The organism is Bacillus sp. THAF10 (genome assembly GCF_009363695.1).
Classification (GTDB): Bacteria; Bacillota; Bacilli; order Bacillales; family Bacillaceae_I; genus Sutcliffiella_A.
Genome location: NZ_CP045403.1, coordinates 956,834 through 983,708, shown reverse-complemented (window position 1 = coordinate 983,708; position 26,875 = coordinate 956,834). Strand labels below are relative to the sequence as shown.

26 protein-coding genes, 16 tRNA genes, 2 rRNA genes and 2 pseudogenes are annotated in these 26,875 nt (G+C 35.6%); 10 read left to right on the top strand and 36 right to left on the bottom strand.

What is annotated here, in order from left to right; all coding sequences use genetic code 11:
- Positions 1-428 precede the first annotated feature (428 nt).
- Positions 429-1,181 carry a hypothetical protein gene (locus FIU87_RS05300; protein WP_152443612.1) on the bottom strand — a complete coding sequence of 251 codons (753 nt, stop codon included), beginning with the start codon at positions 1,179-1,181 and terminating at the stop codon, positions 429-431.
- A 629-nt stretch (positions 1,182-1,810) separates the two neighbouring features.
- On the opposite strand from FIU87_RS05300, the gene FIU87_RS20940 reads away from it, so the two are divergent.
- From FIU87_RS20940 to FIU87_RS05290, 3 genes are all read left to right on the top strand, one after another.
- Positions 1,811-1,966: a hypothetical protein gene (locus FIU87_RS20940; protein WP_172970961.1), complete on the top strand. Its 156-nt coding sequence runs from the start codon at positions 1,811-1,813 to the stop codon at positions 1,964-1,966.
- Positions 1,967-2,169: 203 nt separating this feature from the next.
- Positions 2,170-2,733 (top strand): recombinase family protein, encoded by a 564-nt coding sequence (locus FIU87_RS05295; protein ID WP_152443611.1) that lies wholly within the window; start codon positions 2,170-2,172, stop codon positions 2,731-2,733.
- A 4-nt stretch (positions 2,734-2,737) separates the two neighbouring features.
- Positions 2,738-2,917 carry a hypothetical protein gene (locus tag FIU87_RS05290; protein WP_216647552.1) on the top strand — a complete coding sequence of 60 codons (180 nt, stop codon included), beginning with the start codon at positions 2,738-2,740 and terminating at the stop codon, positions 2,915-2,917.
- A 449-nt stretch (positions 2,918-3,366) separates the two neighbouring features.
- Here FIU87_RS05290 and FIU87_RS21215 read toward each other — a convergent pair whose 3' ends face one another.
- The 11 genes and pseudogenes from FIU87_RS21215 to FIU87_RS05240 all read right to left on the bottom strand — a co-directional run bounded on the left by FIU87_RS21215 (position 3,367) and on the right by FIU87_RS05240 (position 12,059).
- Entirely contained in the window at positions 3,367-4,086 is a 720-nt protein-coding gene (locus tag FIU87_RS21215) for a restriction endonuclease (protein ID WP_216647551.1), read from the bottom strand.
- A gap of 400 nt (positions 4,087-4,486) precedes the next feature.
- Positions 4,487-4,714 carry a hypothetical protein gene (locus FIU87_RS05280; RefSeq protein WP_152443609.1) on the bottom strand — a complete coding sequence of 76 codons (228 nt, stop codon included), beginning with the start codon at positions 4,712-4,714 and terminating at the stop codon, positions 4,487-4,489.
- A gap of 108 nt (positions 4,715-4,822) precedes the next feature.
- A complete protein-coding gene (locus FIU87_RS05275) occupies positions 4,823-5,215 on the bottom strand; it encodes a transcriptional regulator (RefSeq protein WP_152443608.1) in 393 nt (130 codons plus the stop codon).
- Positions 5,216-5,455: 240 nt separating this feature from the next.
- On the bottom strand, positions 5,456-5,680 hold the full coding sequence (locus FIU87_RS05270) for a hypothetical protein (protein WP_152443607.1): 225 nt from the start codon (positions 5,678-5,680) through the stop codon (positions 5,456-5,458).
- Positions 5,681-6,464: 784 nt separating this feature from the next.
- Complete coding sequence (locus FIU87_RS05265; RefSeq protein ID WP_152443606.1) at positions 6,465-7,457, bottom strand: tyrosine-type recombinase/integrase; 993 nt, start codon at positions 7,455-7,457, stop codon at positions 6,465-6,467.
- 415 nt (positions 7,458-7,872) lie between these two features.
- A complete protein-coding gene (locus FIU87_RS05260; protein WP_152443605.1) occupies positions 7,873-8,850 on the bottom strand; it encodes a HEPN domain-containing protein in 978 nt (325 codons plus the stop codon).
- 23 nt (positions 8,851-8,873) lie between these two features.
- Positions 8,874-9,644 carry a hypothetical protein gene (locus FIU87_RS05255; protein ID WP_152443604.1) on the bottom strand — a complete coding sequence of 257 codons (771 nt, stop codon included), beginning with the start codon at positions 9,642-9,644 and terminating at the stop codon, positions 8,874-8,876.
- Positions 9,645-9,658: 14 nt separating this feature from the next.
- The gene (locus tag FIU87_RS21365) at positions 9,659-9,889 is read right to left on the bottom strand and encodes a hypothetical protein (protein ID WP_253905606.1); all 231 of its coding nucleotides are present in this window, start codon (positions 9,887-9,889) and stop codon (positions 9,659-9,661) included.
- A gap of 102 nt (positions 9,890-9,991) precedes the next feature.
- Positions 9,992-10,458, bottom strand: a pseudogene (locus FIU87_RS21360) (nucleotidyltransferase); the annotation flags it as partial.
- A 612-nt stretch (positions 10,459-11,070) separates the two neighbouring features.
- Positions 11,071-11,622, bottom strand: coding sequence for a tyrosine-type recombinase/integrase (locus tag FIU87_RS05245; protein WP_152446422.1), 552 nt, complete (start codon positions 11,620-11,622; stop codon positions 11,071-11,073).
- Positions 11,623-11,789: 167 nt separating this feature from the next.
- A complete protein-coding gene (locus FIU87_RS05240) occupies positions 11,790-12,059 on the bottom strand; it encodes a hypothetical protein (RefSeq protein WP_152443603.1) in 270 nt (89 codons plus the stop codon).
- A gap of 902 nt (positions 12,060-12,961) precedes the next feature.
- On the opposite strand from FIU87_RS05240, the gene FIU87_RS21355 reads away from it, so the two are divergent.
- Positions 12,962-13,309, top strand: coding sequence for a type II toxin-antitoxin system PemK/MazF family toxin (locus tag FIU87_RS21355; protein ID WP_253905570.1), 348 nt, complete (start codon positions 12,962-12,964; stop codon positions 13,307-13,309).
- Between the two features lie 40 nt (positions 13,310-13,349).
- On the opposite strand, the gene FIU87_RS05230 is transcribed toward FIU87_RS21355, so the two are convergent.
- Positions 13,350-14,111: a hypothetical protein gene (locus FIU87_RS05230; protein ID WP_152443602.1), complete on the bottom strand. Its 762-nt coding sequence runs from the start codon at positions 14,109-14,111 to the stop codon at positions 13,350-13,352.
- Positions 14,112-14,487: 376 nt separating this feature from the next.
- On the opposite strand from FIU87_RS05230, the gene FIU87_RS05225 reads away from it, so the two are divergent.
- The 5 genes and pseudogenes from FIU87_RS05225 to FIU87_RS21665 form a co-directional block, all read left to right on the top strand.
- The gene (locus FIU87_RS05225; protein ID WP_152443601.1) at positions 14,488-14,751 is read left to right on the top strand and encodes a hypothetical protein; all 264 of its coding nucleotides are present in this window, start codon (positions 14,488-14,490) and stop codon (positions 14,749-14,751) included.
- The gene (locus FIU87_RS05220; protein WP_152443600.1) at positions 14,752-15,192 is read left to right on the top strand and encodes a hypothetical protein; all 441 of its coding nucleotides are present in this window, start codon (positions 14,752-14,754) and stop codon (positions 15,190-15,192) included.
- On the top strand, positions 15,185-15,427 hold the full coding sequence (locus FIU87_RS05215; RefSeq protein WP_152443599.1) for a hypothetical protein: 243 nt from the start codon (positions 15,185-15,187) through the stop codon (positions 15,425-15,427). Before FIU87_RS05220 ends, FIU87_RS05215 begins: the two co-directional genes overlap by 8 nt.
- The gene (locus tag FIU87_RS05210; RefSeq protein WP_152443598.1) at positions 15,427-16,065 is read left to right on the top strand and encodes a hypothetical protein; all 639 of its coding nucleotides are present in this window, start codon (positions 15,427-15,429) and stop codon (positions 16,063-16,065) included. Before FIU87_RS05215 ends, FIU87_RS05210 begins: the two co-directional genes overlap by 1 nt.
- 415 nt (positions 16,066-16,480) lie before the next feature.
- Positions 16,481-16,528: pseudogene (locus tag FIU87_RS21665) on the top strand (sortase B protein-sorting domain-containing protein); the annotation flags it as partial.
- A gap of 534 nt (positions 16,529-17,062) precedes the next feature.
- Here the strand turns inward: FIU87_RS21665 and FIU87_RS05200 are convergent.
- Positions 17,063-17,341: a hypothetical protein gene (locus FIU87_RS05200; RefSeq protein WP_152443597.1), complete on the bottom strand. Its 279-nt coding sequence runs from the start codon at positions 17,339-17,341 to the stop codon at positions 17,063-17,065.
- A 413-nt stretch (positions 17,342-17,754) separates the two neighbouring features.
- On the opposite strand from FIU87_RS05200, the gene FIU87_RS05195 reads away from it, so the two are divergent.
- Positions 17,755-18,012: a hypothetical protein gene (locus FIU87_RS05195; RefSeq protein WP_152443596.1), complete on the top strand. Its 258-nt coding sequence runs from the start codon at positions 17,755-17,757 to the stop codon at positions 18,010-18,012.
- A gap of 30 nt (positions 18,013-18,042) precedes the next feature.
- Here FIU87_RS05195 and FIU87_RS05190 read toward each other — a convergent pair whose 3' ends face one another.
- The 22 genes from FIU87_RS05190 to FIU87_RS05090 form a co-directional block, all read right to left on the bottom strand.
- Positions 18,043-19,254: a DNA-methyltransferase gene (locus tag FIU87_RS05190; protein WP_152443595.1), complete on the bottom strand. Its 1,212-nt coding sequence runs from the start codon at positions 19,252-19,254 to the stop codon at positions 18,043-18,045.
- A 13-nt stretch (positions 19,255-19,267) separates the two neighbouring features.
- Complete coding sequence (locus FIU87_RS05185; RefSeq protein WP_152443594.1) at positions 19,268-19,900, bottom strand: ApaLI family restriction endonuclease; 633 nt, start codon at positions 19,898-19,900, stop codon at positions 19,268-19,270.
- A gap of 849 nt (positions 19,901-20,749) precedes the next feature.
- Positions 20,750-20,902 (bottom strand): hypothetical protein, encoded by a 153-nt coding sequence (locus FIU87_RS20935; protein WP_172970960.1) that lies wholly within the window; start codon positions 20,900-20,902, stop codon positions 20,750-20,752.
- Between the two features lie 6 nt (positions 20,903-20,908).
- Entirely contained in the window at positions 20,909-21,898 is a 990-nt protein-coding gene (locus FIU87_RS05180; protein ID WP_152443593.1) for a tyrosine-type recombinase/integrase, read from the bottom strand.
- Between the two features lie 171 nt (positions 21,899-22,069).
- A tRNA-Leu gene (locus FIU87_RS05175) sits at positions 22,070-22,153 on the bottom strand.
- 24 nt (positions 22,154-22,177) lie between these two features.
- A tRNA-Leu gene (locus tag FIU87_RS05170) sits at positions 22,178-22,266 on the bottom strand.
- Positions 22,267-22,305: 39 nt separating this feature from the next.
- Positions 22,306-22,379 (bottom strand) — tRNA-Cys (locus FIU87_RS05165).
- Positions 22,380-22,388: 9 nt separating this feature from the next.
- Positions 22,389-22,463, bottom strand: a tRNA-Gly gene (locus FIU87_RS05160).
- Positions 22,464-22,469: 6 nt separating this feature from the next.
- Positions 22,470-22,544 (bottom strand) — tRNA-Gln (locus FIU87_RS05155).
- A gap of 50 nt (positions 22,545-22,594) precedes the next feature.
- Positions 22,595-22,670: transfer RNA gene (locus FIU87_RS05150), tRNA-His, on the bottom strand.
- 16 nt (positions 22,671-22,686) lie between these two features.
- A tRNA-Trp gene (locus tag FIU87_RS05145) sits at positions 22,687-22,760 on the bottom strand.
- Between the two features lie 32 nt (positions 22,761-22,792).
- Positions 22,793-22,876 (bottom strand) — tRNA-Tyr (locus FIU87_RS05140).
- An 8-nt stretch (positions 22,877-22,884) separates the two neighbouring features.
- A tRNA-Thr gene (locus FIU87_RS05135) sits at positions 22,885-22,960 on the bottom strand.
- A gap of 38 nt (positions 22,961-22,998) precedes the next feature.
- Positions 22,999-23,074: transfer RNA gene (locus tag FIU87_RS05130), tRNA-Phe, on the bottom strand.
- A 5-nt stretch (positions 23,075-23,079) separates the two neighbouring features.
- Positions 23,080-23,155, bottom strand: a tRNA-Asp gene (locus tag FIU87_RS05125).
- Between the two features lie 4 nt (positions 23,156-23,159).
- Positions 23,160-23,236 (bottom strand) — tRNA-Met (locus FIU87_RS05120).
- Between the two features lie 28 nt (positions 23,237-23,264).
- Positions 23,265-23,340, bottom strand: a tRNA-Val gene (locus FIU87_RS05115).
- A gap of 87 nt (positions 23,341-23,427) precedes the next feature.
- A tRNA-Glu gene (locus FIU87_RS05110) sits at positions 23,428-23,502 on the bottom strand.
- A 9-nt stretch (positions 23,503-23,511) separates the two neighbouring features.
- Positions 23,512-23,603 (bottom strand) — tRNA-Ser (locus FIU87_RS05105).
- Positions 23,604-23,607: 4 nt separating this feature from the next.
- Positions 23,608-23,682 (bottom strand) — tRNA-Asn (locus FIU87_RS05100).
- Between the two features lie 9 nt (positions 23,683-23,691).
- A 5S ribosomal RNA gene (rrf, locus tag FIU87_RS05095) occupies positions 23,692-23,808 on the bottom strand.
- A 119-nt stretch (positions 23,809-23,927) separates the two neighbouring features.
- Positions 23,928-26,861 (bottom strand): 23S ribosomal RNA (locus FIU87_RS05090).
- Positions 26,862-26,875 lie beyond the last annotated feature (14 nt).

The window sequence follows — 26,875 nt, the reverse complement described above, 5'->3', positions numbered from 1 at the left end:
AGGTCATAAATTAACCAAAACAATATTTCAATTCTTAGATAGTGTTAATAGAGGCAGTACCATTTCACGATGCAGAAGGATAAGATTAAGCAATTCTACAATAAAGTTAGATAACCTAGAATTTATGGATGTAAAGCTAATTTATTTTTATCCAATAAAATTAAGTTTCAAATAATTTAAAAAACCACCTTTAATAAAAGATGGCAAGTTGACTAAATTTTATTCTTATATTGTCTTTGTAATCTTTTGGTTAGTTTCTGCAGCCTACGATTTGTCAACTTTTTTTCAGCGTTTTGCCTAATACTGTTGGTAATAATGGCTTCACCAATGAAAGTGTTTACTTGTAACTGTTCTTCATGAGAAAGTACTGTTGACGATGTTTTCAAGCCAGTGACAAATTTCCTTGAATTTCTATAACCCATCGATTATCACCCTTTCTTTTTCCATAAATCGGGGATATTATTAGATAAGTTTAAACAAAAATAATCAATTGTTGTATATATATTTTTTTTATGTTGGCTAGGTATATCTATTTCAGTTAAACTATCGAAAGAAAAAATTACAATAACTTGGTTTTTTTCATTAAGAATTGGTACACACATAACAAATTTTGTGTCACTTACCAACTTCTTTTGGTAAGGATTTAAATTATGTTTTTTATAAAAGCCTGAGACATCAGAAATATGTGTGGTTTCTTTATCATTATAACATATTCCCACTAAACCTTGGAAGTTTGGACTAACAGTAAAATACAATTTGTTTTTATTATCTTCCTTACTAATATTAGATATTGATTTAACAAAGAACACTTTGTCATTAAATTTTGTGCCATATTTAAATATTTTAGTAATGGGATTTTTTTCTTCAATCCAAATTCTCATATTCAAATTGTTAAATTCACTGTTTAATCCATACGTAGTTGTCATGTATGATAACACAGCTTCTTTTTGAGCTGCTAGTATGAGATCTCTTTGGGTCTTCATTGATTGATATCTCCATTTTTTCACTTCATACATTACCAATAGAACTAAAGTCGGTAAAGCAACACTTAATATGGAAAAAAACATTTTCCAACTTTCTTTACTCTCTTTTTTAAGTATATTTTTTGAAGCTAAAAAATTTACGACACCATCACTAGTTCCTGCATAAGTAAGTAGTGTTGGAATTGTTGTAACAAGCAAGATAAATATTAAATCTCTATGTGAAAATTTATTATGTTCCAGTGTCCTCTCCCCCTATCCAAAGTAAAATAAATTCGACAGAAAAAGAGAAATTCCTTTAAAATCCTTTTAAAATTTTCAGAAACTGACAAAAAACTTAAAAAAATCCCGCAAAATTTTTTTAATGGAAATGTTTGTAGCGATCCGTGAATACCTGGACACCCCCTTTAGCTTGTGGTAGTTTATGGTAGCCTACTTTTCTAAAAAGTGGTATATATTTTTCAGGTAGCAGTCCACCGGAGGGAGGCCCCCACGTCCCCCCACCGTACCCTTCGGTGCAGCAGAACCCAGGCGGATCAAGGGTTTAACCTCCCTCAACCGAACAACCATTCTGATAGTGACTTTTGATAGCGAACGAACGCTGATATATCAACCTCCCTCAACTACTCTCATATCTCTTGGTATGTGATTGGTTACTGAGGAGGTGTTGAGTACCGCTGATCTCATTGTATTTGATTACTAACTTAGCCTGTGAAGTCCTATTCTTTATGTATGTTGACGGATAATACTGAAAACCAACAGAACGAATAATTGTGTACATGAAATTCATCGCCATACCTAATCCTAAAGTTGGTTAGGAGGTGAATTCTATGATGTACTTTAAACACGATATAATTGTAATAAAATCTAAACTCATACCGATCATTGGAATGCTTTCAGATGATGAGATTTATACAAAAGAAAAAGCAGCTAAAGATTTAACTAATATTTTACGATTGTTAGATGAAGCAGAACCGAGAGTTTAGCTACATTCCAGGATTTAGTTTTCACTTTGCAGCTAGTAATAAAGTGGCAGTATCGACCGTCCAGAAAGTCATAAGTTCCAGACAAGTAGAGATATTCTAAAAAAAAATAACAAAAACCCCCCTGACGCAGTCTAAAAGTTAGTCTAGAATTATTTGTACAGAAGTCATTAAGACTTTAAGACAATAGTATAGGGGGAATTTTAATGTCTTTAATAGGATATGGACGTGTTTCTACAAATGATCAGGATTTATCTTTACAAGAGGAAAAATTAAAAGAATACGGATGCGATAAAATTTTTATGGAGAAACAAAGTGGTGCAAAAAGTGACCGTGAAGAACTTGCTAAAGCACTGGACTATCTTAGAGAGGGAGATAAGCTGGTAATCTATAAGCTGGATCGATTAGCTAGAAGTACATTTGATTTACATAAGATAGCTAATGAGCTGCAGGATCGTAAAGTAGGATTAGTATTCATTAAGGAACAAATAGACTTCACTACCCCATCAGGAAAGCTAATGTTTACCATGTTAGGTGCTATTGCAGAGTTTGAAAGGGATTTAATCAATGATAGAACTCGTGAAGGTCGTGAACGTGCAAAGGCACAGGGGAAGCATATGGGACGTAAAGGAAGAGACGATAAAGACGTTCTACAGGCTTTAAGGTTGTATTCAGACAGGACTAATAATGGGTTAAGTGTGAATGATATTGTAAAAATGACTGGTGTGCCACGTTCTACTATTTACACTAAAGTAAAAGAGATAGGTTAAAGTGATGTCAACTTATAAAAGCTTTAATTTGGATGATGGTAGTAGAAAACGATTAGCGTTAGGGGAAATAACAAAAGTTTGTATAGATTTATATTTGGAAAATCCTAAGAGATTTAACACAGAATTTTTAGTTGAGGAAATTATAAAGGAATACTCTAAGCAGAAACTTGATCTGGAAGCTTGAACGATGTGGATGGCACTATAATAGGTGTCGTCTTATTTTATTGTTCAATTGTGCATACACCCAGCCTCGTGACTCCTAAAACACCGTTTACCGCCTTTGCTATCAGTGAATTTCATCTATAAGCAAAAAAAATATTAGACCAAATTTGCACATAAATAATGCTAGGTGGCGGTTTTTTAGGTAGGAATGTTTACTTAGGTTATAGATGGAATAATCATCTTTTTTTGTGGGTTAATCACTACTTAAAAGTAATTTAAAATACTTCCTATTCTTTATGGATAAACAAATTAAAAATAAATATCAAGAATCGCCGGAAATACTTCCTAAACGTATATAAAGCTAATTAAGGAAGATCGCAGCCACCCAAAGTCTCCCCCTTTAATAATCACCTACATATGTGCTTAATAACCTCTATAAACTTTGCTATATCAAGGGGGTTAATCCCTATCTTAAATTATTTGCTTTCTATTGTTCACCATTTTAAATAGAATATCTCTATCGATTAACCTTACCCCAACCTTATCCGCAAGGTTTCTAGCATGACTTGTAAAGTAGGACGTAGTGATCACCCAGCATTCAGTACAATCATAATATAGTTTACCCGTAGCAACTTCCTGGATTGCTGAATTACCTACACGATTTTTCATACTATACCTTTTGCATTGTACAGCTATCCTTCTCCAGTCCTTTTGCAATATTAAATCTACACCTTGATCTCCAGAAAGAGGTGTAAGTGTTACTTTAAACCCTTCACCTTCAAAATGCCTTTTTAACAACAATTCAAAGTCCTGACCACTCATACTATCTATACTCAGGTCGTTTTTGGGACTATTATGTATTGTATTTACCTTAAATTTATCTGCAATTGAAAATGATATTGCCTGATGAACAACCAGGAAACTATAACTTTTCCGATAATATAGTTGTAATTCTTTCTGCAACTTCTTAACATCACTTCTTAACACGTTATTATAATTTCCATTCGGTAAAGACTTAACATAGTTGGTTATAATATCACTTTTGGATAACTTATCAGTTAATCTTAAATTGTAAGTTAGATACAAAATAACTACTGTTCCAATACCTGTAATATAAGGAGGATACTCTTGAGATATGATTACTAAAGCACCTATTGAAACAACTATCATAAAATATGCTAAACCCTTCAATTTTCTTCCCCCTTCCATTACTTTTACTTATATTATAGTATAAGTTTACAAATAAGAATTAAAAAAATGGCTACCTTTATCCATTTAATACAAAGGATGTCAGCAGCCGTAATAGTATAAAATTTGTACTGTCGTGGTAAATATACTTTCTTTATTACTACCTAATATATATTAGATTTTCTTTGATAGGTTCTGTTCTTTAGAACAGTAATGTAAATCTGTATAAGTAAATCTGTATAAGTAAATTTGTATAACGTTCAAATTCTGTACTACCATAATTCTATTTTTATACTATAAGTGTTTAAGTTTAATACTCTATACAATAATCATCTACATGTGTGATTTTAAGAACCTACAAAGTCAGTATTTTCAATGTGGTTAGGCACATAAGATAACTCTGTTAATCAAGTAACTTTATAAATTCATTTTTGTGAGTGTCTTTATATTTGATAAACACGGCATAGCAATCTTTTCGACTTTTTCCATTCACAATCTTGCTAATAGTTTTTTTCGTGACAGGAAACATTGTTTCTAGCTGATGAGGGGGTACTTCTTTCACATGGTTTAGATATAGAATTTTATATACATCTCTATCCGTTAACTTTACGTTAAATGCGTTGGTAATCATGAACTATCCCTCGATTCCTCGGAAAAACTCTTGTTGCTTGAATGTCAGTTGTGAGACTTTGTTTAGATTTAATATATTCTTGTAAGCGAATTTTATCTGATTCAGCATTTAGTTCTTTCTTCTTCTTTTTTTTTCAAGTTTTAATAGCAGGTCAGGTACTTGTTCATATAATTCATCTTTCTTTAACGGTTTATAAACTCCATATACATTATTCCCCTTTCTTCCTTTAGCTTTTTTTATTAAACCAACATACTCTAGTTTTTTCAGAGACTCTGTTAAGGTAGATCTAGACAATTTAGTCATAACTTCCAATTGGTCTATTGTTGGATAAGCATAACCATAATCCAAATTATATAAATCAAGTAACTTAATAAAAACTGTCAAGTCATTCCCAGTAATTAACCCTAATTCAATATAGTTAAATATATCATCAGGAACAGATATAAAGTTTGCACTTACATTCCCCTTACAAGTAACATCACTACTTTTTATTCTTATCATTTTTCTCAGCATCCTTTTTAAAGTGTAGTCTAATTATTAGACTCATTGATGTACTTGCAAAAGGAATTGAAAAAAGGACACTCATCATTTCTATTTTTGAATATGTTATATGTCCAATTCTCCCTAAACAAGCACCATTTTAATTTGTTCAACGTCTCTTTGTGGTACTTGCAAAATTAAATCTATTTAGGACATGAATTTTTGATAAACAAAAAATGACTACCTCCAAGGGGAAGTAGTCTATTCCTTTAAATCTTTAATATTCGTTACCGTAACAACACCTATCACTCCATCTGTCTCTCGCCAGTCATTCCACCTCTTATTGTTTGCAGCTCTTGCATTCCTAGACAAACCTCTAACCTCTTTAGGTCTTTTTCTTTCGGTATTCTTTTTCTTTTTGTTCCTTTTACTTTTATTAGATCCCCAAATCTTCTTATTCTTGCCTTTAGTTTTATTATCACTCATATGCTATCCTCCAAAAACAAATGTTATCTATAATGATTTTGTAGTTTTTAATAATTACAGTTCCACTAATTTTTTCACTTTTATTGATAGGTGTACTTGACTATGCTTTTGATTTTTATCATGCTGAAGCGAAGTTAGGAAATGGCTGGTAGACAGACTTATCCCCTACTCTCGAAAAGTAAGAAATAACTTTAGCGAGTATAGAGAGGATAAGTGACTATCTTTTTGCCATGCGTTGCTTCATCAGGTATCCGTATGTATAGTCCCTATTCACTTAACAGTTTTCACCGTACATACCCTTTAACAAGGCTTGTCCACATAAAGCCATCCCTATGCGACTAGCTGAGTATATTCCCTAGCACCGTAGTACTAATGGCTACCACCCGAACCTTTAAGGTCGTTCTCACCTTCCCCCAATAAGTGAATAGGAACTCATTGAAGGTTAGCAGACTCTCGGTATCTACTAGTAAAATATACTAGGAATCCCTGCACGGCCTCTACCAAGCCAAACCATTAGTTAGTAATGGGAATCAGTTTTTTACATGGTTTTCAGGCAATTCCATGTGAGTAGTACCCTTTCCTAAAAATGACATAACTAAAGAGACCCTTGCATTTTATAATTTTTTTGCTAAAATGAAGGAGGATACGTACTTCGTATTAAGTTTTAAGCATATTTTTTCGGTCACCTATTGCAGTAGGTGGCTTTTTTGTATATATTTCTTTCACACTGCTTTTTTTAGTTCATCGTATTTGAAATTAGATTAGCCTTAGATAAACCAAATGTTTATTTGCTACTTTTATTCAGTATCTTAACTGGCGAAAATTTCTTATGACTTTCTCTAACGTCAGTACCAAACAAGTTAACATAGGTTTTAACTATCTCCATACTTGTGTGACCTAATATTGCTTGGAGTTCAAAGATATTTGCACCTTGCTGGACACTTAGCTTTGCAAAAGTATGTCTGAAAGTATGACAACTGCAACGAACATCTTTTAATTTAGCTTTTCTTCCATAAATAATAATTCTTTGTTGCACACCTCTCCTAGATAATCTTGTTCCATCAACTGTAACGAATAATGCTGAACTATCCAGGTCTCCTCGTATCGCAATGTATTTTTTTAGTTGTTCTCTCATCACTTTCTGAATAGGTACTAAACGTTCTCTATAACTTTTAGCGTTACGGATACATAAAAGACCATCTTCCCACTTAATGTCCTTTAAAGAGATTCCTACTAACTCATTTACTCTAATTCCCGTCTCAAGCATTAACAACATAATTGTGTAATCACGGAGTCCTGTAAATGTTCTCATATCAGGCTGCCTGAACAGTTTATTTAGTTGATCCTTTGTAAATGTAGCTATAATACTCTTTCTATCCTTTAATTCTCGAACATTTCCCATAGGATTCTTCGGTATATGTTTTTGTTTATATAAAAAATTAAAGAAGGATCTTAATGCACGTAATCGAGTATTGATTGAAACAATTTTTATTCCTTTAAAATTTCGCATATATCTAATTACATTCTCTTTAATATGTTCCTCAGTTACGTTGTAAGGTCTTAATTTTTCTACATCAATTTCTTGTTCCTTCAAGATATTAAGGAAAGCATAAAATTCATTTAAATAATACTTAATAGTAAAGGGTCTGAGATTCCTTAACTCACAATCCTTAACAAACAAATCAATTGCCTCACTAAACAACTCTACGTAATTCTTCTTGTTCTTTTCTATAATTGCTATCTCTTCTTTATCAAGAATGTTCTTTCTTCTTGGCAATAAATTACCTCCATTCCCATAGTGAACACGATAATATACACACGATATTAAAAAGACTGCATTTTTTAAAAACGACAAAAAAACGCCTCTACAAATACTGTAGAGACGTTCTTAAAACGTTGATATTACTTAATTCTATTGCAATTGACGATAAAAACTTTAGTACCGGTGGCCGGGGTCGAACCGGCACTCCAGAGGAACACGATTTTGAGTCGTGTATTTATTTTAACAAGTTTACAAATCATTGAGAAACAGTGATATTATCGAATATTCCAACGTTAATTGTGGTTTTCCTTCTGTCACTATTCATACGATTAGCGAACAATATTCATTATATTAGCATATAAAAGAAATTTCAACCCTTTTTTTAGTTTCTTTTTAAAAAGAAAATCATACAGTGTTAAACCGTATGATTTTAAGAAAGAGTTAGTTCGTTAAACCATTGTCTAAGTTCTTCAATATTATCTCTAATATAAATGCCCATTAACTCATCGTTACTGAGTATTTTCTGAAAAAGTTGTCTAATATATTCATCTAAGTCAGTTGAGATTTCCCTTTGTTTTTCAATACTCCTAAAATTTTTAGACAGTTTATCACCATGAACATTAGATGACCGTATTGAATATGCAGTTTTAATAAATTTAAATACCTTGTCTCTTGAAGGAAAATCATTTCCAAGCATTCTTGCCATTCTCTCAGAAATCTTATGGCTAATCTCTTGATTATCTGTTGAAAGAAGTGTTTCAAGTGCTGTACAGTAAAAAGAAATCCTATTTGGTAAGAATCCTTCGTTTCTGGCAGCTTGAAGAAAATAGTTAAACCTTTCAATACGGTTTGCTGTTGTAGTGACAATACTTCCTGTTTGAGTGTGGTCTAAGGGGGCAGCTTGAGTATTATTAAAAAATATCTTAAAAGTGTTTACAGCAGCAGTAATCTCTTCATATGTGAAAAGTGTATCATTTTGACCTCCTTTAGAGTCTAAGAAGTAAGTACTTCTTGAATTGGATGACACTGAATTATTCTCAATAGTGTTTTTAGTTTCGTCATATATATAAATAAACCCTTGTTCAGTTCTTATACTATTATCCCTATACAGCCATAAAGCAGCACTTAAAGTCTGACTTAGACTCATAAAATAATTTAATAGGTTCATTCTGTTATGTTCATCTTCATTTTCGATATAATCATATTTTCCTTCCGCATATACATATGGTCCAGCTTTCAAGTCACCATATTCAAGAAAACCTATTCCATCTTCAAAAAATTTATCACATACTCTCTCTAATTTATCCTGACTTGTCGAAAGTCTCAAATTTTCATCCAATTGTAAACCTCTATTTAAGGTTCTGTTTAATTTTAATCCATATATTCTTGCTACGAAAAAATATTTCATAATAATTCTCCTTAATCGTCTTTTTAAATTTTTAATTTACTCTTTATATCCTTCCATTCTTCTGAGACTCTTTTATTAATCTTATTAAATATTTTAGTATCTTGCTTTACTCCTGAGTAAGCTTTTGCTGATTCATATTTTACAAAACAATCTACTAGCTTAGCGGTTAATTTGGCATCAATTTCATTCTGTTTATTATAAAGTAAAAAAATATCATATAAGTTATTAAAAATAACTTTATTTTTAAAGTGTAATACTTCTAATCGTATATAAGCTGGTAACAAAGTACTTGCAAATAATGTTTGGGCTAAAATAGAGATTATTTCATATCCTGTAGTTCTAAACAAAAGGGCACTTAAAAAGACAATTCCAAAGATACAAACTTTCACTCTTTGTTTAACTGCCATTTCACGGGTTACTCTTTCTGAAAACAAGGAATTCTCAAAGATATTTACACCTAGCTTTAATAGTGAGGGTTCAATATTATTGTTGTAATAATTTTTTGTTACTTCACTATCTAAAGGAACGTTAAATGAATTAGAAAGTAAATGAACTCTTCTTTTTTCTTCAATGGATGGAATCTTAAAGATAGCTAAATAATTATCAATTCCAAAGTAAGTTACAGTAGTCAAAATAAATATGTATAGCAAGAAGTTCTTAATTTCTAGGTTACTTTCTAAGAAAAATACTAAGATAGACAAAGAAGCGTTCACCCAAAATAAATATGTTGTAATTGTATTAAGTTTTTCAATACTCTTATAATACTTATCTAAGGAATCAAAGCGTTCAACCATTTTTATAACCTCTCTTAGAACTCAGGAAAAAGTTTAATAATTTCATTTTTGGCTTTTTCAGGATGTCCTTCATCTTCATACATTCTACTATTATATATTATTCGTTTTGAATGATTAATTTTATCAATAATTGACATTGAGTCATTATATCCATAGTTGAATGACTCTATACAATCATACACATAGCCTTTCAAAGAAGGTTTTGAAAAGTTAATTTCATTTCTATCTACAATCCATTTTTCCAATAGGTATGATGAATAATAATGATTTAGTTTACTAACATTCCAGTATTTGATTAATCTAATTAATGGCTTAATTTTTGAAGAGTTATTTACATTGACTCTTGTAAGCATATTATTAAATTCAATTGGTTCTGTTGAAATCCATTGATATAATACATTGTTTGGTGCTGGAATAGATAGATTTCCCCAATAATCTTGTATAGCTGGTACTAATTCGAACCTTATATGATTCAGATTCAGAACAATTGTTGGCCATCTAAAGCATTACTAGAATTAGAGTAGTACTTTAATACAAACTTTCTAAGATGCCCTAGTAAAGTAGCAGGTTTATAATTGTTTAGATTCTTAAATACAATCATATAATCAACATCTGATTTTGAATCCACTCTTCTTGGTAATATGGTGCTTCTGGTATTTGAACCAAATTGAAAATGCCTATGTAACTCTCCTTTATTAAAATGCCAATCTAACCTCTTTGATAATGTTTCGATGGACAATCTAATACTTGAATTTTCAGCAGATGACAATACTAGATTACTAGATAAATTGGTAAGATAGTTATTAACCGACATAAACATCACTCCAAATTTATGTATTCAATTATATTATACACAATTATGTAATTTTTTTACTGCATTACTATTTAGGATGATTTTCATTTTACATTTTTTCGAATTTAAAATGAAAGATATAAAAAAATAAAAAAAAATTGTTAAGACCTAGTTTGCAGGATTAAACATACCCCATCCCCCGTGGTAGGGGCCATCAACCATCAGAAACAACTTTTGATTATTAATATACAAAAAGCATAAATGTACTGCTTAAAGGAATACGAAAGAATTTTTATAATTATTGAGTTTAATCTCATTATTAATTTATTTTAAATGGACCTTTGTTTAGCTTTCGGCTTCGTATTCCATTAGAGAATAAGCAAGTGGGTTATACGGCGATATATTAGCCTATTTATTGGCTTTCATCCCTAAGTTTATTTTCAATCCCATTACTTTTTGAAGAGAAGTGCTTATGTAGGTTCTTACAAGGCTGTTCCTGTAATAGATAAAATTATGTCTATCCAAGCAAGTTGTCTTCTCACCCTTTTGTCTCAGATTCCACCCTAATAACTACCACCCCAAAAATATAATAAAAACGTACTAGCCCGGTTAAGTTTGCCAGTACGTATTAGTTCATAATACAAAGTTATTCAGTTCTTCTTCAATCTCTTCAGCGGTAATTCCGATATATCTTAAAGTAATTTCCGGATGTGAATGGTTTAATATCATCTGTAGCTTTGCAACGTCTTTACTCTGTTTATAGAACCAATAACCGAATGTCTTTCTCATGGTATGAGTACCAATACCTTCTTCTATATCAACCATGCTAGAAGCCTTATTTAGCTGTCTGTAGGCCTGTGTAGTTGTAATAGGTTTATCCCCTTTTCTACTTGGGAACAGCCACTGTGAATCGACTCTACTTATGTAATCTTGGAGTTCTTCGTATATGTTAACCAGGTTAATACTACGGGGCTTTTTAGTTTTCCCCTCTTTAATGACCAGCTTCTTCTTTCTTTTAACATCAGCTACCTTCAGCTTTAACAAATCCCCCACACGTAAGCCGGTGTTAATCCCAATCAAAAATAGAATGTAATCTCTTTCTCCACAATGCCTTTTTAAACTCCATTTCATATCTTCAATTAATTGCTTGTTTCTAATAGGCTGAACATCTTTAATCTGGTTTATTGCTGTCATTTTCTCATACCCCTTAAGCTTAGTTAAATCAATGATTTGAATGTACGTTTTTTTAACTAATGCTATTATAACAGCAAAAAAGCAAAAAACCAATATTATCAGCATATTGAATGTATGTTTTTAAATAATAACTTACATTGGATAGTTTTTATATATACCTATACAAAGTGCTTTCTCTCATGAAGGATTTCGTACTTCTTTTCCTTCACAAATCCTAATACACCTCTTACATATTCACCATATTGGCCATTGTTAGGTATTTGATGGCTTCCACGTACAAGTTCCACGTAAGCAAAGGTTTCTAGCAGTTCGTGATTTAGTACTTCAAGCCAGGATTCCTGATTACCCTTACCAGCTAATAGCATTTCTTTTATCTGTAATTGTATGGAATCCAAAATGTTATCTTTAGCTTCTTGAATTTCTCTCATTGGAATCACCTCTCTAATACCATTTACTAAACAGTAAAGATTTAGTGTTCCTTTTGAGAACAGTTTAGTTGGTTGTTCTCATTAAGAACATGAAAAAGTGCCATTTTTATTTTATGTAAACTCATACCTTCATTACTTCATGGCCAGGAACATGCCTTTATTCATCAGCCATAATCCATATAAATATACATTTTCCAATGCATCATGTTTGTAAATCATGGCCACTTTACATTCCTTGTTTGTGTTAATTGTTCAACTTGTTTTCCTGGTAATAAAAAAACTATTTCACTAATCTACAACTTCCTTTATAATAACCAAAGAAAGGAAGGGAAAATATGACAATAAGAGACTATAAGTGGACTATAGGTATTTTAGTAGGAATTAACTTATTTATTTTAACTTATAAGATTTGGGGGAAACCTGGTAACTTAACAGACTTAATCTCTATTGGAAGCGGTCTAGTTTCTATTGCTTTAGCCGTTGTAGCCATAATAATTTCTGTGGGAGAAAGTGTTAGAACAAGTGGTAAAGAAACAAAAGTCAACACTGGTTTAGATTCAATAATAACTAATTTAGAAATAATGAAGAAATTAATTAACAAACTTAATAGTGACAACACTAAAACCCAGAAAGAAGTTACCAAAATAGCTAAATACTTCAATAAAGAGGATTATTCTAAAGATATCGTCTCATTTACAACTCTAAATGAAGAGAAATTACATACTGAATCTGATAAACAATCAAAGGAGAAGGTTAGTATTAATAAGGACTCAGTTAGTCCTGAAAATAAACAAAACCCTCAAAAACCAGTTTCTCCAGAAGAGAATACACAACAAAATGAACAACAAATTGATGATAAAGAATCATTAATTAACTTTTCCCCAAAACCATCTTCACCTTTTATTGTTGTAAGAGGAGATATTTTTTTAGCAGATTTATCACCAGTAGTTGGGTCTGAACAGGGGGGCGTAAGACCGGTATTAGTTATTCAAAATAATATAGCTAATAGGTTTTCCCCTACAGTTACAGTTGCAGCGGTTACAGCACGAATTAGAAAGGCTAAATTGCCTACTCATATTGAAATTGATGCAAAAAAATATGGACTTTCTAAGGATTCGGTAATTCTTATAGAACAAACAAAGACCATAGATAAAACAAGACTGATTGATAAAATAACCCAAGTTGATGCGGAAGTTATGGGTAAAGTAGAAGATGCACTATTAGTCCAATTCGGTTTAGTTGAGTTTTAATTAATATTACAAGCATTCTTCGGAGTGCTTTTTCTTTACTTTAATAGAGATTGTACTTTGCAAGTTTTCTCTTAAGCGATTTATACAACCTCCTAACTGTTTCCTGATGGTTTAAACCTAACTGTTCCCCCCAATTCCTTAAACTATCATTCGGATTCTCATAAATAGCACCTAAAAGCCTTCTTTCATTATCTATCAGGTTAGTATCCGAAAAGATTTCGGACACTGTTTCATTAATTAATAGCTGTTCCTCTGGCAATAGTGAAGTATCAGACCAAAATTCATTAAAATCTTCAGCCAACGAAACGGCATTATACCAAGGACTATGTTTTTCCGTATAAAGACAACTTCTAATGAAATCAATCATCCTATTCTTCCAAAACATCTCTAACGTTTCTACTAATGTAAATTCAGCCCCTACATAAGATTCAATATCTCCGCCTTGTTGATAGTATTCTATGGCATCCCATGCTATCTTCCATAATTCGGATTCAAAATCATGATAGGAAAGTCGCTTGCTTCTGTACCTGTATTCATACCATTCGGCTTTCTTATCTATGGTAAATTTTAATTCCCTTATTAGCTTCCAATAATCAGCTTCAAGATTCCCATTGTCTAATAAAGTGAAATCAGGATTATTATATAGTTCTTGAACTTTCCAAATGTACGTTATTTTAGATGGTTTGTACTTCCTGCCTAGTCTAGTATTTATCTTATCTCTCAATTCCTCATAAGATTCTGCCTTAAGCATTTTTATCCTATCTATATCATTTCCCTTGTTGGTAAAAAGACTTGTTGTCAAAATTGATACCCTCTCTCTTTCTATTCATAGGTGTGGGTATCACTTACTCTCTTATACAGTATATATAGTAGGTGGAACACCCACATTAGATATAATTATATTCGTAAGAAATTTAGTTTTGTCACACCTATTTTAGTAACGAAATAGAATTTTTTTTCTGACACACATCCAAGTATTACACCTAAATATTGTTAACAATATCGACACAACTTTTTTGTCAGTCAAAACATACTTCAAGCATCTATAAGGATAGGAAGGCTTGGATAACCTTCCAATACCTAGGACAAGGGTATTTTCTTTTTGCTATAAAATCCTTCCCCTTAACAGCTTCAGGCCTTCCGGCTTGGGGCTGTTTTAATTTAGAAAGGATGAACGTATGAATACTTACGATAAATCAAAGCTTATAAACCTGTTAGATTCAGCTACAATTACAGCCCTTCTAAGATTGTACGGGCTAAACTATAAACATTTTGCAATCAGATTCAACGTTACCAGGGAAGCCATTCACTACCGTATGAAAACAGATTGCTGGAAGGCTTATGAACGTGAACTAATACTAGAATTATTTATCAGTCACGGCCTAGAAATGGCTGAACTGATGTTAATACACCAAATGGTTACAAAAAGGAAGGTGATTTAATTGAAGCTGATTGAAGAAATGGTACAGGAACTAACTGAATACAGCACGGAATACAACAAAAGAGAACTTTGCAAAGAAGAACTTAACTTGAAGATACAGCTAATCATCAAGCGGATAGAATATGTTCAGATTGATTATAGTCATAGCCCGTTTATTTACTTGCCTAGTGAAGTATTAAAGGTATTCAGTAACCTGTTAGCTAGATACAAGTCCAAGGCCGTAGACAGCCTTAAACAGCTGTTAAAAGCAGATAACAAGGCTTCCTATAACAAGAAGGCCCGTTATCTAGTTCAAAGGAAACTGTACTTCTTATCCTTTGATTCAACTATTCAACGCAATGTTCAAGCCTGGGCTTTTAAAAACAACTCAAAATATCCCACTCTAAGGGATTATCTTATAGTCAATAAATTATTAGAAATGGAAGGTGCTGTACATGAGTAATACAGATAGATTGAACTTCATCAAAGCGTACTTTGCTGTTGAAGATAAAGTAAAGGTAGAAGTACCACCCACAGTTTCAGAAACCATAAAGGGGAAAGTTATTAAATACTTTGAAGGCCAACGCTTGGGCTATAGCTTCAAACGTGGAATTGCCTTAGTAGAAAGAAAAGATGTACACCTGTTCCATAAGCACCCACACTTTATAATCCATGATGTGAAAAGAGGTGATGAATAATGAAGGCTACAGAAAAGATTCAAAATTTCATCAGTGAATACAGAATCAAGGTAAATAAACTGAAAGAAAGAACTGCTGCCACTAACCAACAGATTGAAGAGATTAAACTTGAAGCTAGGTTTATCCGTGAAAAAGAACTGCCAGAAGCAAGCGTAAAACGTGTGCTTGAAGGTGATTCAGCATTAGAAACTAAACTGAAGAAGAAGCTAGAAAAGTTAGAAGCGGAACTAGCGGAGAAACAGGAAGAAGAAGTTATCCTAATGGCTACCATTCAGCGATATAAGTTTCAATCTGCTGGAGAATTAAAAAAGCTACAGCCGCTATTCAATGATGAAATGGCCATAGCAAAAGAAAAAGCATACAGTAGAATGATGGCTAAGAAGCGTGAATACGTGGAAGTTATGAAAGCTGAATCAGATGTGCTTCACAGATATCATAACCTTGATGTACAACTTCAATCAATTGAAATAGAAGCCGGTTTAAGGAAAGATGTATATAATATCTTTACAGTTGATTCAGCACCTATCCAGGGCCATTTAAACCGTCATAACGGTATTTATTTGGCATTTACCCATGAAGATGTAAAGAAGGTTTTATCCAATCATAAGATAGACTTAAACTATCTTAGTAAATATTAACTAAAAAAGTACAATAAATTTATTTCTCTGACAAAACAAGGGGTACAGAATTCGTTATGCATTTAATCTGTACTCTCTTGTCTTACTACATTTAGAAAAACACCGATTTGAAATATTATAAATTACACCTACAAAAATAGGTATTATTATAGTGAAAACTATTACTATTTTTTTCGACTGTTTCCTATAAAATTTTTTGTGTTCCGGTCCGAAAACTAATTCTATCTTTGGCCATAACCTATTTAAATACAATTCTATCATCCCCTTTGCAGACATAAATCCTATGGACCAGCTAGAGACTAAAAATGCAACATAATAAAGCCAAGAAGTTTTAAAGCGAAATCTATTATATTCTCTGATGGATTTTCAATTGGTTTAACAATTAATGATACTAAGGAGGTTATTACAGTGAGAAGCAAGTAAAATGGGATTATACCTAACGCTATTGCTAATAAGTGTGTAATAAAATTTTTATATCTATTTGTCCAATTATCTTGGTTATTTATTGTCAATATTATTTCAACAAATTGAGAAAACTTTAAATCAATTCATTCATTATCTATAGAAGATATTATAAAAACACCTTCTCCTTTATCTGACCTTATATTAAAAGATAATAGTAATCTTCTAAGGGATTGTTCACTTGAAATCTCATGCTTTCAATTTTCTTATCAACAAGTTTTCTTCCTCAAAAAAGGTTTGAACAATATCACTTCCATAAAAAGTACTATCTTCATAAACTACTTCATAATATACTTGTGGTTTGCATATTTAGTAGCTTTCTCCCCTAATTGGATTAAACTATTATCGAAAAACACGCAATTTTCCTAATATCCTTTTCATTCAATAACAGAATTTTTTTGCTTTCTCAAATATGTATCTCTCCTCATGTTTCCTTTTTAATTCCATGTTACTAAAAATAATCCCATGATATTACAAAAAACATACTAGCTGTTTATTCGGAGAAAAAAACTGAATAAACGGCTAGTATTATTAGTTATTCATCATTTTCGTGTTTATCAATGTAGCTATCAAGCTGTTCCCTTAAAATGCTTAAATCACCAAATAGCCCCATGTAGAAATGATATTCTGTGACTTCTACTTCTTCTATTTCTCCTCCATCAATTTGCCTTAATCTATACCCCACAGCCTCTAGCATCCTATTTACCCGACGGTACATGTCACCCAATTCATATCTATAACTAACTCCGTAAAAAGGTACACTTTCTACACCAAAATAATTAAAGTCACTTAACTCTTTTACATTCTTTCCCATATGATAATTCCTCCTAACTAAATTTTCGGAATAAAAAATAAGATTTAATATCTTCCAATGTACAGCCTTCAATTACTATAGATTGGTAGCAGCCTAGGTATTAGAGAGTTCTTTAAATAGGTCATTTCTATATTATGAGATTCTGAATAGTAATCTATGTGAATGTTTATCTCTATAAAGTCTTTAATTGCTGCCTTAAGCACTCAATAAAATTTTTCTGAAAATTGTCGATATCCACAATACTCTTTTGTACCTACCCTTCGCTGTTCCAACCCATATCACCTCTTAAATGAATTATATTTGATAAGCTAAAAGATTAGTAAGTATGGTAAAATAAGTATGAAATCAGAGTTGTCCTTTGTTTGAGAGAATGCCTTATTTAAATATCTACATTACTTTAGGAGGTAATACGCATGAACATTGAAGGAGTTGTAATACCTGGAACTAAGGGAAGGTACGGAAGGGCAAAGGTGATAATACACGTTTTATATAATGGATATAATAAAGTTTATGGTGAAGAATACATGGCTTTTGCGTTGTCAAAACATGGTTTGTTTATAGAGATGGGTAGAACCCTACAGCAAGCCATAAAACAAGCTGAAAAGAAAGCTGTTTTATTTCAGAACTTAATCATAGAAGAACGTAAACAAAAAGCAAAAAAACCTAAGTGATAATGCACCTAGGTTCTTTATTATTTTTTCTTACTTGAAGAAACTTAATTGAGGTTTTTCTTCTTCAAGTTTACTTTTAACTATTAATTCATAGCTATCAATAATTAGTAGGTTTTCAGATTGGAAATTTTGTTCCATTAATTGTCTATTTGTATCAAAATTAGTTCTAATTAAAACTTTTAACACACAATCCCTTTTCTTACTTGCAAATAAAAGTTTATCTATCGCTTCTTCAATAGTTTCATTTGCCTTTTGTATTTTAACTGATACTGGCTTTTCCTCATAGTATTCCTTTAGAAAACCATCTATACCAGTATTTCGTTGTACTGGTCTAGCGTTTAGGCTACTTAATATAGCAAGTTCTTCTTTTGTTTTTGTTAAATATTCTTTTTCACCTTTATTTAACAAATGAGATGAAGTCTTAATAGGATTTTCAAGCCTTTGTTTCGTTAATTCGATAGCGTCCTCTGATACGTCTATCCCGATGTACTTCCTATTCATAATCTCGGCAGTGACAAGAGTTGTCCCACTCCCACAAAACGGGTCTAATACAACGTCCCCTTCATCAGTTACTAACTTCAATATCTGTTCAATTAATAGAATAGGTTTTTGAGTAGGATAGCCCGTTCTTTCTTTTGCTTTTGGATTCAAGTAAGGGATATTCCAAACATCCGATAAAGGAACACCCTTTTTCTCTCTCCCAATAATAGGTTTACCGTTCTCATCTAATTTGTAAACAGCCTTTGCATTCTCATCTCGAACTCTATCTTGTAAAATTTGGTCAATGTTGGTAGTAGCAGAATAATCTGTATAAATTTTATTGAACTTGAACTTCTTAGTTTTGCTATAAAAATAAATTGTTTGATGATTATTTAACAACCCAACTTTAGAATTTGACCAACGCTTATATGCCCAAACAATTTCGCTTTGGAATTTGTCCATTCCAAAAACTTCATCTAGTGCTAACCTTAAATAATGCGAAGCTGATTTATCACAGTGTAAAAATATACTTCCAGTCTTTTTTAAAACTCTATGACATTCCTCTAATCTATCTTTAATGAATTTGAAATATTCTTGAACTGATTCCCAATTATCCTCAAAAGAATATTCTTTTAAGTTATCTCTTGTTTTTAACTTTTGAGTTCTTTGAGTATAAAAAGGAGGGTCTAAGTATACTAGGTCTACTGTTTCGTCAGGTATTTTTTTCAGTTGTTCTAAGCAGTCCCCTAAGAAAATTGACATAAACAAATTACTCCTATCTTGACATATTTTCCTCAGCTATCTTCATTAGTATACCTTTTAGGTCAACGTCGGTAACTTCATGAATATGTTGCCATGCAGCATCACCATAGTAATAATGCCCTTCTGCACCTAGGTATAAGGTTTCTAATGTTTGTTGAATACGAATAGCTTGAGTCCTATTTGGATAATAAAACATTATACGGTTTGGGGTATAACCCGCGTCTTTTATAACTTTCATCCGAGTATGTTCTTTTGTAATATGGTCTCCATCTGTTGTAGCATCTCTCCATTTTATCTCATAAGCATTATCTCCGACAAGACAATCTATCTCAAATGTTTTTGGTTTTTGTCCAATCGTATTTGGAATCTTCACTCTATTTAATGCCTCTTCACCAAATTTATACTCAAAACAAAGTATCGCTGCCTCTTCTAAGAATGAACCCGCGTACTTATATAAGAAACGTCCTTTATTTTGGTATACGTCTATCATTTCTCCTTCTCTTAAGGAAACCTTTAACACTTGATAAATAAGATAGTGTGATTTGTCATCCCATTCCATATCTTCAACTCTTTTTAAGACTTGTTTGTTAAGTCTGTCTGAGTACGCCGCAGCTAGTGTTCTAATTGCATTCTCTACAACTTTCATTATTAATCCCCCTATTTGTCTCTATTTAGAAATTTCTTCAAGTTAATCATATCATTACTATTAAGTCATATGAAGAAACAATCTTAGAAAAATAAAAAATAGAATAGGAGGTGTAGGTGTAAAAATTTTATTGGGAGAAAATAAGAATTTTATTGTTATATGTTTTGACTTTTGCTTGATTGGTTGAAAGAAAGGAAAACGGCTTGGACGAAAAATCGACTACCTTATGAAAGACAAAAGTGTCAATCATAAGAAACAGACAATTCTTCTAGCAACACTTGATTGTATATCAAGTTAAGGTATCCGTGTTGTATCGCCCTATTAATCGTTTGGATTTCTCCATAACAAGCCTACTGCAACAAGTAGCCCTAGCAGGTTCACACTCTCCCTAACCTTACGCTTTTGCTTCTCAGTTAGCTAATTCGACACCCTTTTATATTGGGACTAGAAATGGAATCTATGTTAGTTGTGGCTTGTCCTACACCGTCCTTAAACGGTCTACCCTTCCTTCGTTCAGCACTTAAAGGTAGCTTTCACCCTTCGGACACAAAACGCAATAGGGAACGTTAAAGTGTGTCCTAGTCCATCTTATTGCGTCGGCATGGCGAACCTTTCAAGGTTATATTATCGTCGTATTAGTTGGCTATCCACGACGAGAAAACCTGCATTGCTTCAAAATAGGCATTACTTAATAAGCCTTGCATATACTAATTTTTTTAGATAATATATGTAAGTAGCTATACAGTATTCATTATTTAGTTATAGTGAGTTTTGAGGTCACGCGTTGCACCGCGTGGCTATTTATTTAGCTAAAAACCTTTGTTTTTGTTCTAATTTACATCTTCAATTTTAACTTTGCTTCCACTCATTTAAAGATTTCAAATACTTCTCAGAATATGTTCCATTAATACGTAATACACGACTAGTAACTTTTACAACCTCGGCTGTGTACCAATTGATAACTTCTATATTAGTCATTTTTTCTATGTTAGGTAGGTTCAAACTAGGTTACCTCCGTCTCTTTAACACCTTTAACGGTGAAAAATCTTTATGACGTTCTCTTACATCATTTCCGAATAAGTTTACATAGGTCTTAACTATCTCCATGCTTGTATGCCCTAGAATAGTTTGCAACTCAAAAATATTAGCCCCTTGTTGAACACTAATCTTTGCAAACGTATGGCGGAATGTATGGGGGCTACAACGAACGTCTTTTATTTTTGCTTTAACGCCGTATATGTCAATTCGCTGTTGTACTGACCTTCTTAACAAAGGTGTACCGTCAATTGTTACAAATAAAGCGTCACTTTCGACTAATCCTCTAATGGAGATATACTTCCTAAATTGCTTCTTCATTTCGCTTTGTATGGGTACTAGACGTTCTCTATACGTCTTAGCATTCCTTATCCTTAACAAATTATCTTCCCATTGAATATCGGCTAGTGATAGCCCTACAAGTTCATTAACACGAATTCCAGTTTCAAGGAAAACCATCATTATTGTATAGTCACGAACTCCCGTAAATGTTGTTAAATCGGGTTGATTGAACAATGTGTTTAATTGTTCTTTTGAGAACGTAGGAATTACATGTTTTCTATCCTTTAATAACGTAATATTCTCCATAGGATTTTTAGGAATGTGTTTCTTTTTGTAAAGATAATTGAAGAACGAACGTAGCCCACGTAAACGAGTATTAATTGAAACAATTTTTATCCCCTTATATATACGCATATAACGGATTACATTCTCTTGGATATGTTCTTCAGTAACGTTATACGGCTTTAACTCTCTCGTATCTATTCCTTGTTCTTCTAACTGATTAAGAAATGCTTGTATTTCATTCTGATAATACTTAACCGTATATGGCCTTAAATTTCGTAAATCACAATCATCAAGAAAAAGTTGTATCGCTGCTTTAAATGTTTCTGCATACGACTTCTCATCTTTCCGGACGATAGATAATTCACTGTCATTTAAATTGTTTTTACGTCTTGCCATATATAACCTCCCTTCGACCTATTCGCACGATAAATTCACACGATTAGAGTAGATAGGAAAACACTAAAAACTAACGTCTTTTAAACACAAAAAAACGTTTCCCACAATGTGAGAAACGTTGATATTACGGTATATTCACAGTTAATTAATGATTTAAAACTTTGAAAAAAGTGGTACCGGTGGCCGGGGTCGAACCGGCACTCCAGAGGAACACGATTTTGAGTCGTGCGCGTCTGCCAATTCCGCCACACCGGCATAACGTAATCGTAATAATATTTATGGTGCCGAGGACCGGAATCGAACCGGTACGGTAGTCACCTACCGCAGGATTTTAAGTCCTGTGCGTCTGCCAGTTCCGCCACCCCGGCTGGGCAGCAATATGTCAATACTTTATTTTAAAATAACATTGGAGGTGGCAACCGGATTTGAACCGGTGATAAAGGTTTTGCAGACCTTGGCCTTACCACTTGGCTATGCCACCGAATGTTTTTGGAGCGGAAGACGGGATTCGAACCCGCGACCCCCACCTTGGCAAGGTGGTGTTCTACCACTGAACTACTTCCGCTAAAAATGGCTGGGCTAGCTGGATTCGAACCAACGCATGTCGCAGTCAAAGTGCGATGCCTTACCGCTTGGCTATAGCCCAATAAAACTAGAAATAAAAACGACTCAAGTAAAGTCGATAATGAAAAAATATGGGGCGACTGATGGGAATCGAACCCACGAATGCCTGAACCACAATCAGGTGCGTTAACCACTTCGCCACAATCGCCATAATAATTTAAAATTGGCAGGGGCAGTAGGAATCGAACCCACACCGGAGGTTTTGGAGACCTCTGTTCTACCGTTAAACTATGCCCCTATTATTAAAAATGTACCTGTACTAAGAAAAAATGGTGGAGGGGGGCAGATTCGAACTGCCGAACCCGAAGGAGCGGATTTACAGTCCGCCGCGTTTAGCCACTTCGCTACCCCTCCAGAAATGATGGTGCCGGCGATAGGAGTCGAACCCACGACCTACTGATTACAAGTCAGTTGCTCTACCAACTGAGCTACACCGGCATTTAAGTTAATTGCTTTCACTGAGTGTGAAAAAATCATGGTGGCTCGGGACGGAATCGAACCGCCGACACATGGATTTTCAGTCCATTGCTCTACCAACTGAGCTACCGAGCCAAATATGGCGGTCCCGACCGGGATCGAACCGGCGATCTCCTGCGTGACAGGCAGGCATGTTAACCGCTACACCACGGGACCTTTTTGGTTGCGGGGACAGGATTTGAACCTGCGACCTTCGGGTTATGAGCCCGACGAGCTACCAGACTGCTCCACCCCGCGACAATATTAATTCATGCTTATAAAATAATGGTGGAGGATGACGGGATCGAACCGCCGACCCCCTGCTTGTAAGGCAGGTGCTCTCCCAGCTGAGCTAATCCTCCGTTATATTTCACTTATGTGAAAGAAAGGAAAACTATTTTCGCTAGCGCGAAAAATGGACAATTATTTTCACTAGCGTGAAAAAATTCTGGTGACCCGTACGGGATTCGAACCCGTGTTACCGCCGTGAAAGGGCGGTGTCTTAACCGCTTGACCAACGGGCCAGTTAAAAATGGCGGAGAGCAAGGGATTTGAACCCTTGAGACGGCGGTAACCGTCTACACGATTTCCAATCGTGCTCCTTCGGCCACTCGGACAGCTCTCCATATTGGCTCCACCAGTAGGATTCGAACCTACGACCCTTCGGTTAACAGCCGAATGCTCTACCGCTGAGCTATGGTGGATAAATACCAGCCTGGCAACGTCCTACTCTCACAGGGGGACAGCCCCCAACTACCATTGGCGCTGAAGAGCTTAACTTCCGTGTTCGGTATGGGAACGGGTGTGACCTCTTCGCTATCGCCACCAGACAAATATTATTATAATATATCTTTGAAGAAAATCAAGCTATTTTTTAAACTTTTATTCCTTCAAAACTAGATAATGTGTTCATATCAAGAATTCTATCGTGTCATCATGTAAATCATATTGGGTTAAGTCCTCGATCGATTAGTATTCGTCAGCTGCACGTGTCGCCACGCTTCCACCTCGAACCTATCTACCTGATCATCTTTCAGGGATCTTACTTACCGAAGTAAAAGGAAATCTCATCTTGAGGGGGGCTTCATGCTTAGATGCTTTCAGCACTTATCCCGTCCGCACGTAGCTACCCAGCTATGCCTTTGGCAAGACAACTGGTACACCAGCGGTGCGTCCATCCCGGTCCTCTCGTACTAAGGACAGCTCCTCTCAAATTTCCTGCGCCCACGACGGATAGGGACCGAACTGTCTCACGACGTTCTGAACCCAGCTCGCGTACCGCTTTAATGGGCGAACAGCCCAACCCTTGGGACCGACTACAGCCCCAGGATGCGATGAGCCGACATCGAGGTGCCAAACCTCCCCGTCGATGTGGACTCTTGGGGGAGATAAGCCTGTTATCCCCGGGGTAGCTTTTATCCGTTGAGCGATGGCCCTTCCATGCGGAACCACCGGATCACTAAGCCCGACTTTCGTCCCTGCTCGACTTGTAGGTCTCGCAGTCAAGCTCCCTTGTGCCTTTACACTCTGCGAATGATTTCCAACCATTCTGAGGGAACCTTTGGGCGCCTCCGTTACTCTTTAGGAGGCGACCGCCCCAGTCAAACTGCCCACCTGACACTGTCTCCCAGCCCGATAAGGGCTGCGGGTTAGAATTTCAATACAGCCAGGGTAGTATCCCACCGACGCCTCCACCGAAGCTAGCGCTCCGGCTTCCAAGGCTCCTACCTATCCTGTACAAGCTGTACCAAAATTCAATATCAGGCTACAGTAAAGCTCCACGGGGTCTTTCCGTCCTGTCGCGGGTAACCTGCATCTTCACAGGTACTATAATTTCACCGAGTCTCTGGTTGAGACAGTGCCCAGATCGTTACGCCTTTCGTGCGGGTCGGAACTTACCCGACAAGGAATTTCGCTACCTTAGGACCGTTATAGTTACGGCCGCCGTTTACTGGGGCTTCGGTTCAAAGCTTCGCTTGCGCTAACCTCTCCCCTTAACCTTCCAGCACCGGGCAGGCGTCAGCCCCTATACTTCGCCTTACGGCTTCGCAGAGACCTGTGTTTTTGCTAAACAGTCGCCTGGGCCTATTCACTGCGGCTCTCTCGGGCTTTAACACCCTAACAGAGCACCCCTTCTCCCGAAGTTACGGGGTCATTTTGCCGAGTTCCTTAACCAGAGTTCTCTCGCTCACCTTAGGATTCTCTCCTCGCCTACCTGTGTCGGTTTGCGGTACGGGCACCTCACTCCTCGCTAGAGGCTTTTCTTGGCAGTGTGAAATCAGGAACTTCGGTACTATATTTCCCTCGCTATCACAGCTCAGCCTTATAGGAGAAGCGGATTTGCCTACTTCTCAGCCTTACTGCTTAGACGCGCATATCCAACAGCGCGCTTACCCTATCCTTCTGCGTCCCCCCGTTGCTCAAACGGAGTGGAGGTGGTACAGGAATATCAACCTGTTATCCATCGCCTACGCCTTTCGGCCTCGGCTTAGGTCCCGACTAACCCTGAGCGGACGAGCCTTCCTCAGGAAACCTTAGGCATTCGGTGGAAGGGATTCTCACCCTTCTTTCGCTACTCATACCGGCATTCTCACTTCTAAGCGCTCCACCAGTCCTTCCGGTCTAGCTTCAACGCCCTTAGAACGCTCTCCTACCACTGTTCGTAAGAACAGTCCGCAGCTTCGGTGATACGTTTAGCCCCGGTACATTTTCGGCGCAGAGTCACTCGACCAGTGAGCTATTACGCACTCTTTAAATGGTGGCTGCTTCTAAGCCAACATCCTGGTTGTCTAAGCAACTCCACATCCTTTTCCACTTAACGTATACTTGGGGACCTTAGCTGGCGGTCTGGGCTGTTTCCCTCTTGACTACGGATCTTATCACTCGCAGTCTGACTCCCATGGATAAGTCTTTGGCATTCGGAGTTTGACTGAATTCGGTAATCCGATGAGGACCCCTAGTCCAATCAGTGCTCTACCTCCAAGACTCTTACTACATGAGGCTAGCCCTAAAGCTATTTCGGAGAGAACCAGCTATCTCCAGGTTCGATTGGCATTTCACCCCTACCCACACCTCATCCGCTCACTTTTCAACGTGAGTCGGTTCGGGCCTCCATTCAGTGTTACCTGAACTTCACCCTGGACATGGGTAGATCACCTGGTTTCGGGTCTACGACCACGTACTCATGCGCCCTATTCAGACTCGCTTTCGCTACGGCTCCGTCTCTTCGACTTAACCTTGCACGGGATCGTAACTCGCCGGTTCATTCTACAAAAGGCACGCTATCACCCATTAACGGGCTCTAACTACTTGTAGGCACACGGTTTCAGGATCTATTTCACTCCCCTTCCGGGGTGCTTTTCACCTTTCCCTCACGGTACTGGTTCACTATCGGTCACTAGGGAGTATTTAGCCTTGGGAGATGGTCCTCCCTGCTTCCGACGGGATTTCTCGTGTCCCGCCGTACTCAGGATCCACTCAGGAGGGAACGAAGTTTCAACTACAGGGTTTTTACCTTCTATGACGGACCTTTCCAGGTCGCTTCATCTACCCCGTTCCTTTGTAACTCCATGTTGAGTGTCCTACAACCCCAAGAGGCAAGCCTCTTGGTTTGGGCTAATTCCGTTTCGCTCGCCGCTACTCAGGAAATCGCATTTGCTTTCTCTTCCTCCGGGTACTAAGATGTTTCAGTTCCCCGGGTCTGCCTTCCATACCCTATGTATTCAGATAAGGATACTGCTCCATTACGAGCAGTGGGTTTCCCCATTCGGAAATCTCCGGATCAACGCTTACTTACAGCTCCCCGAAGCATATCGGTGTTAGTCCCGTCCTTCATCGGCTCCTAGTGCCAAGGCATCCACCGTGCGCCCTTAATAACTTAACCTCAGACCAAACGGT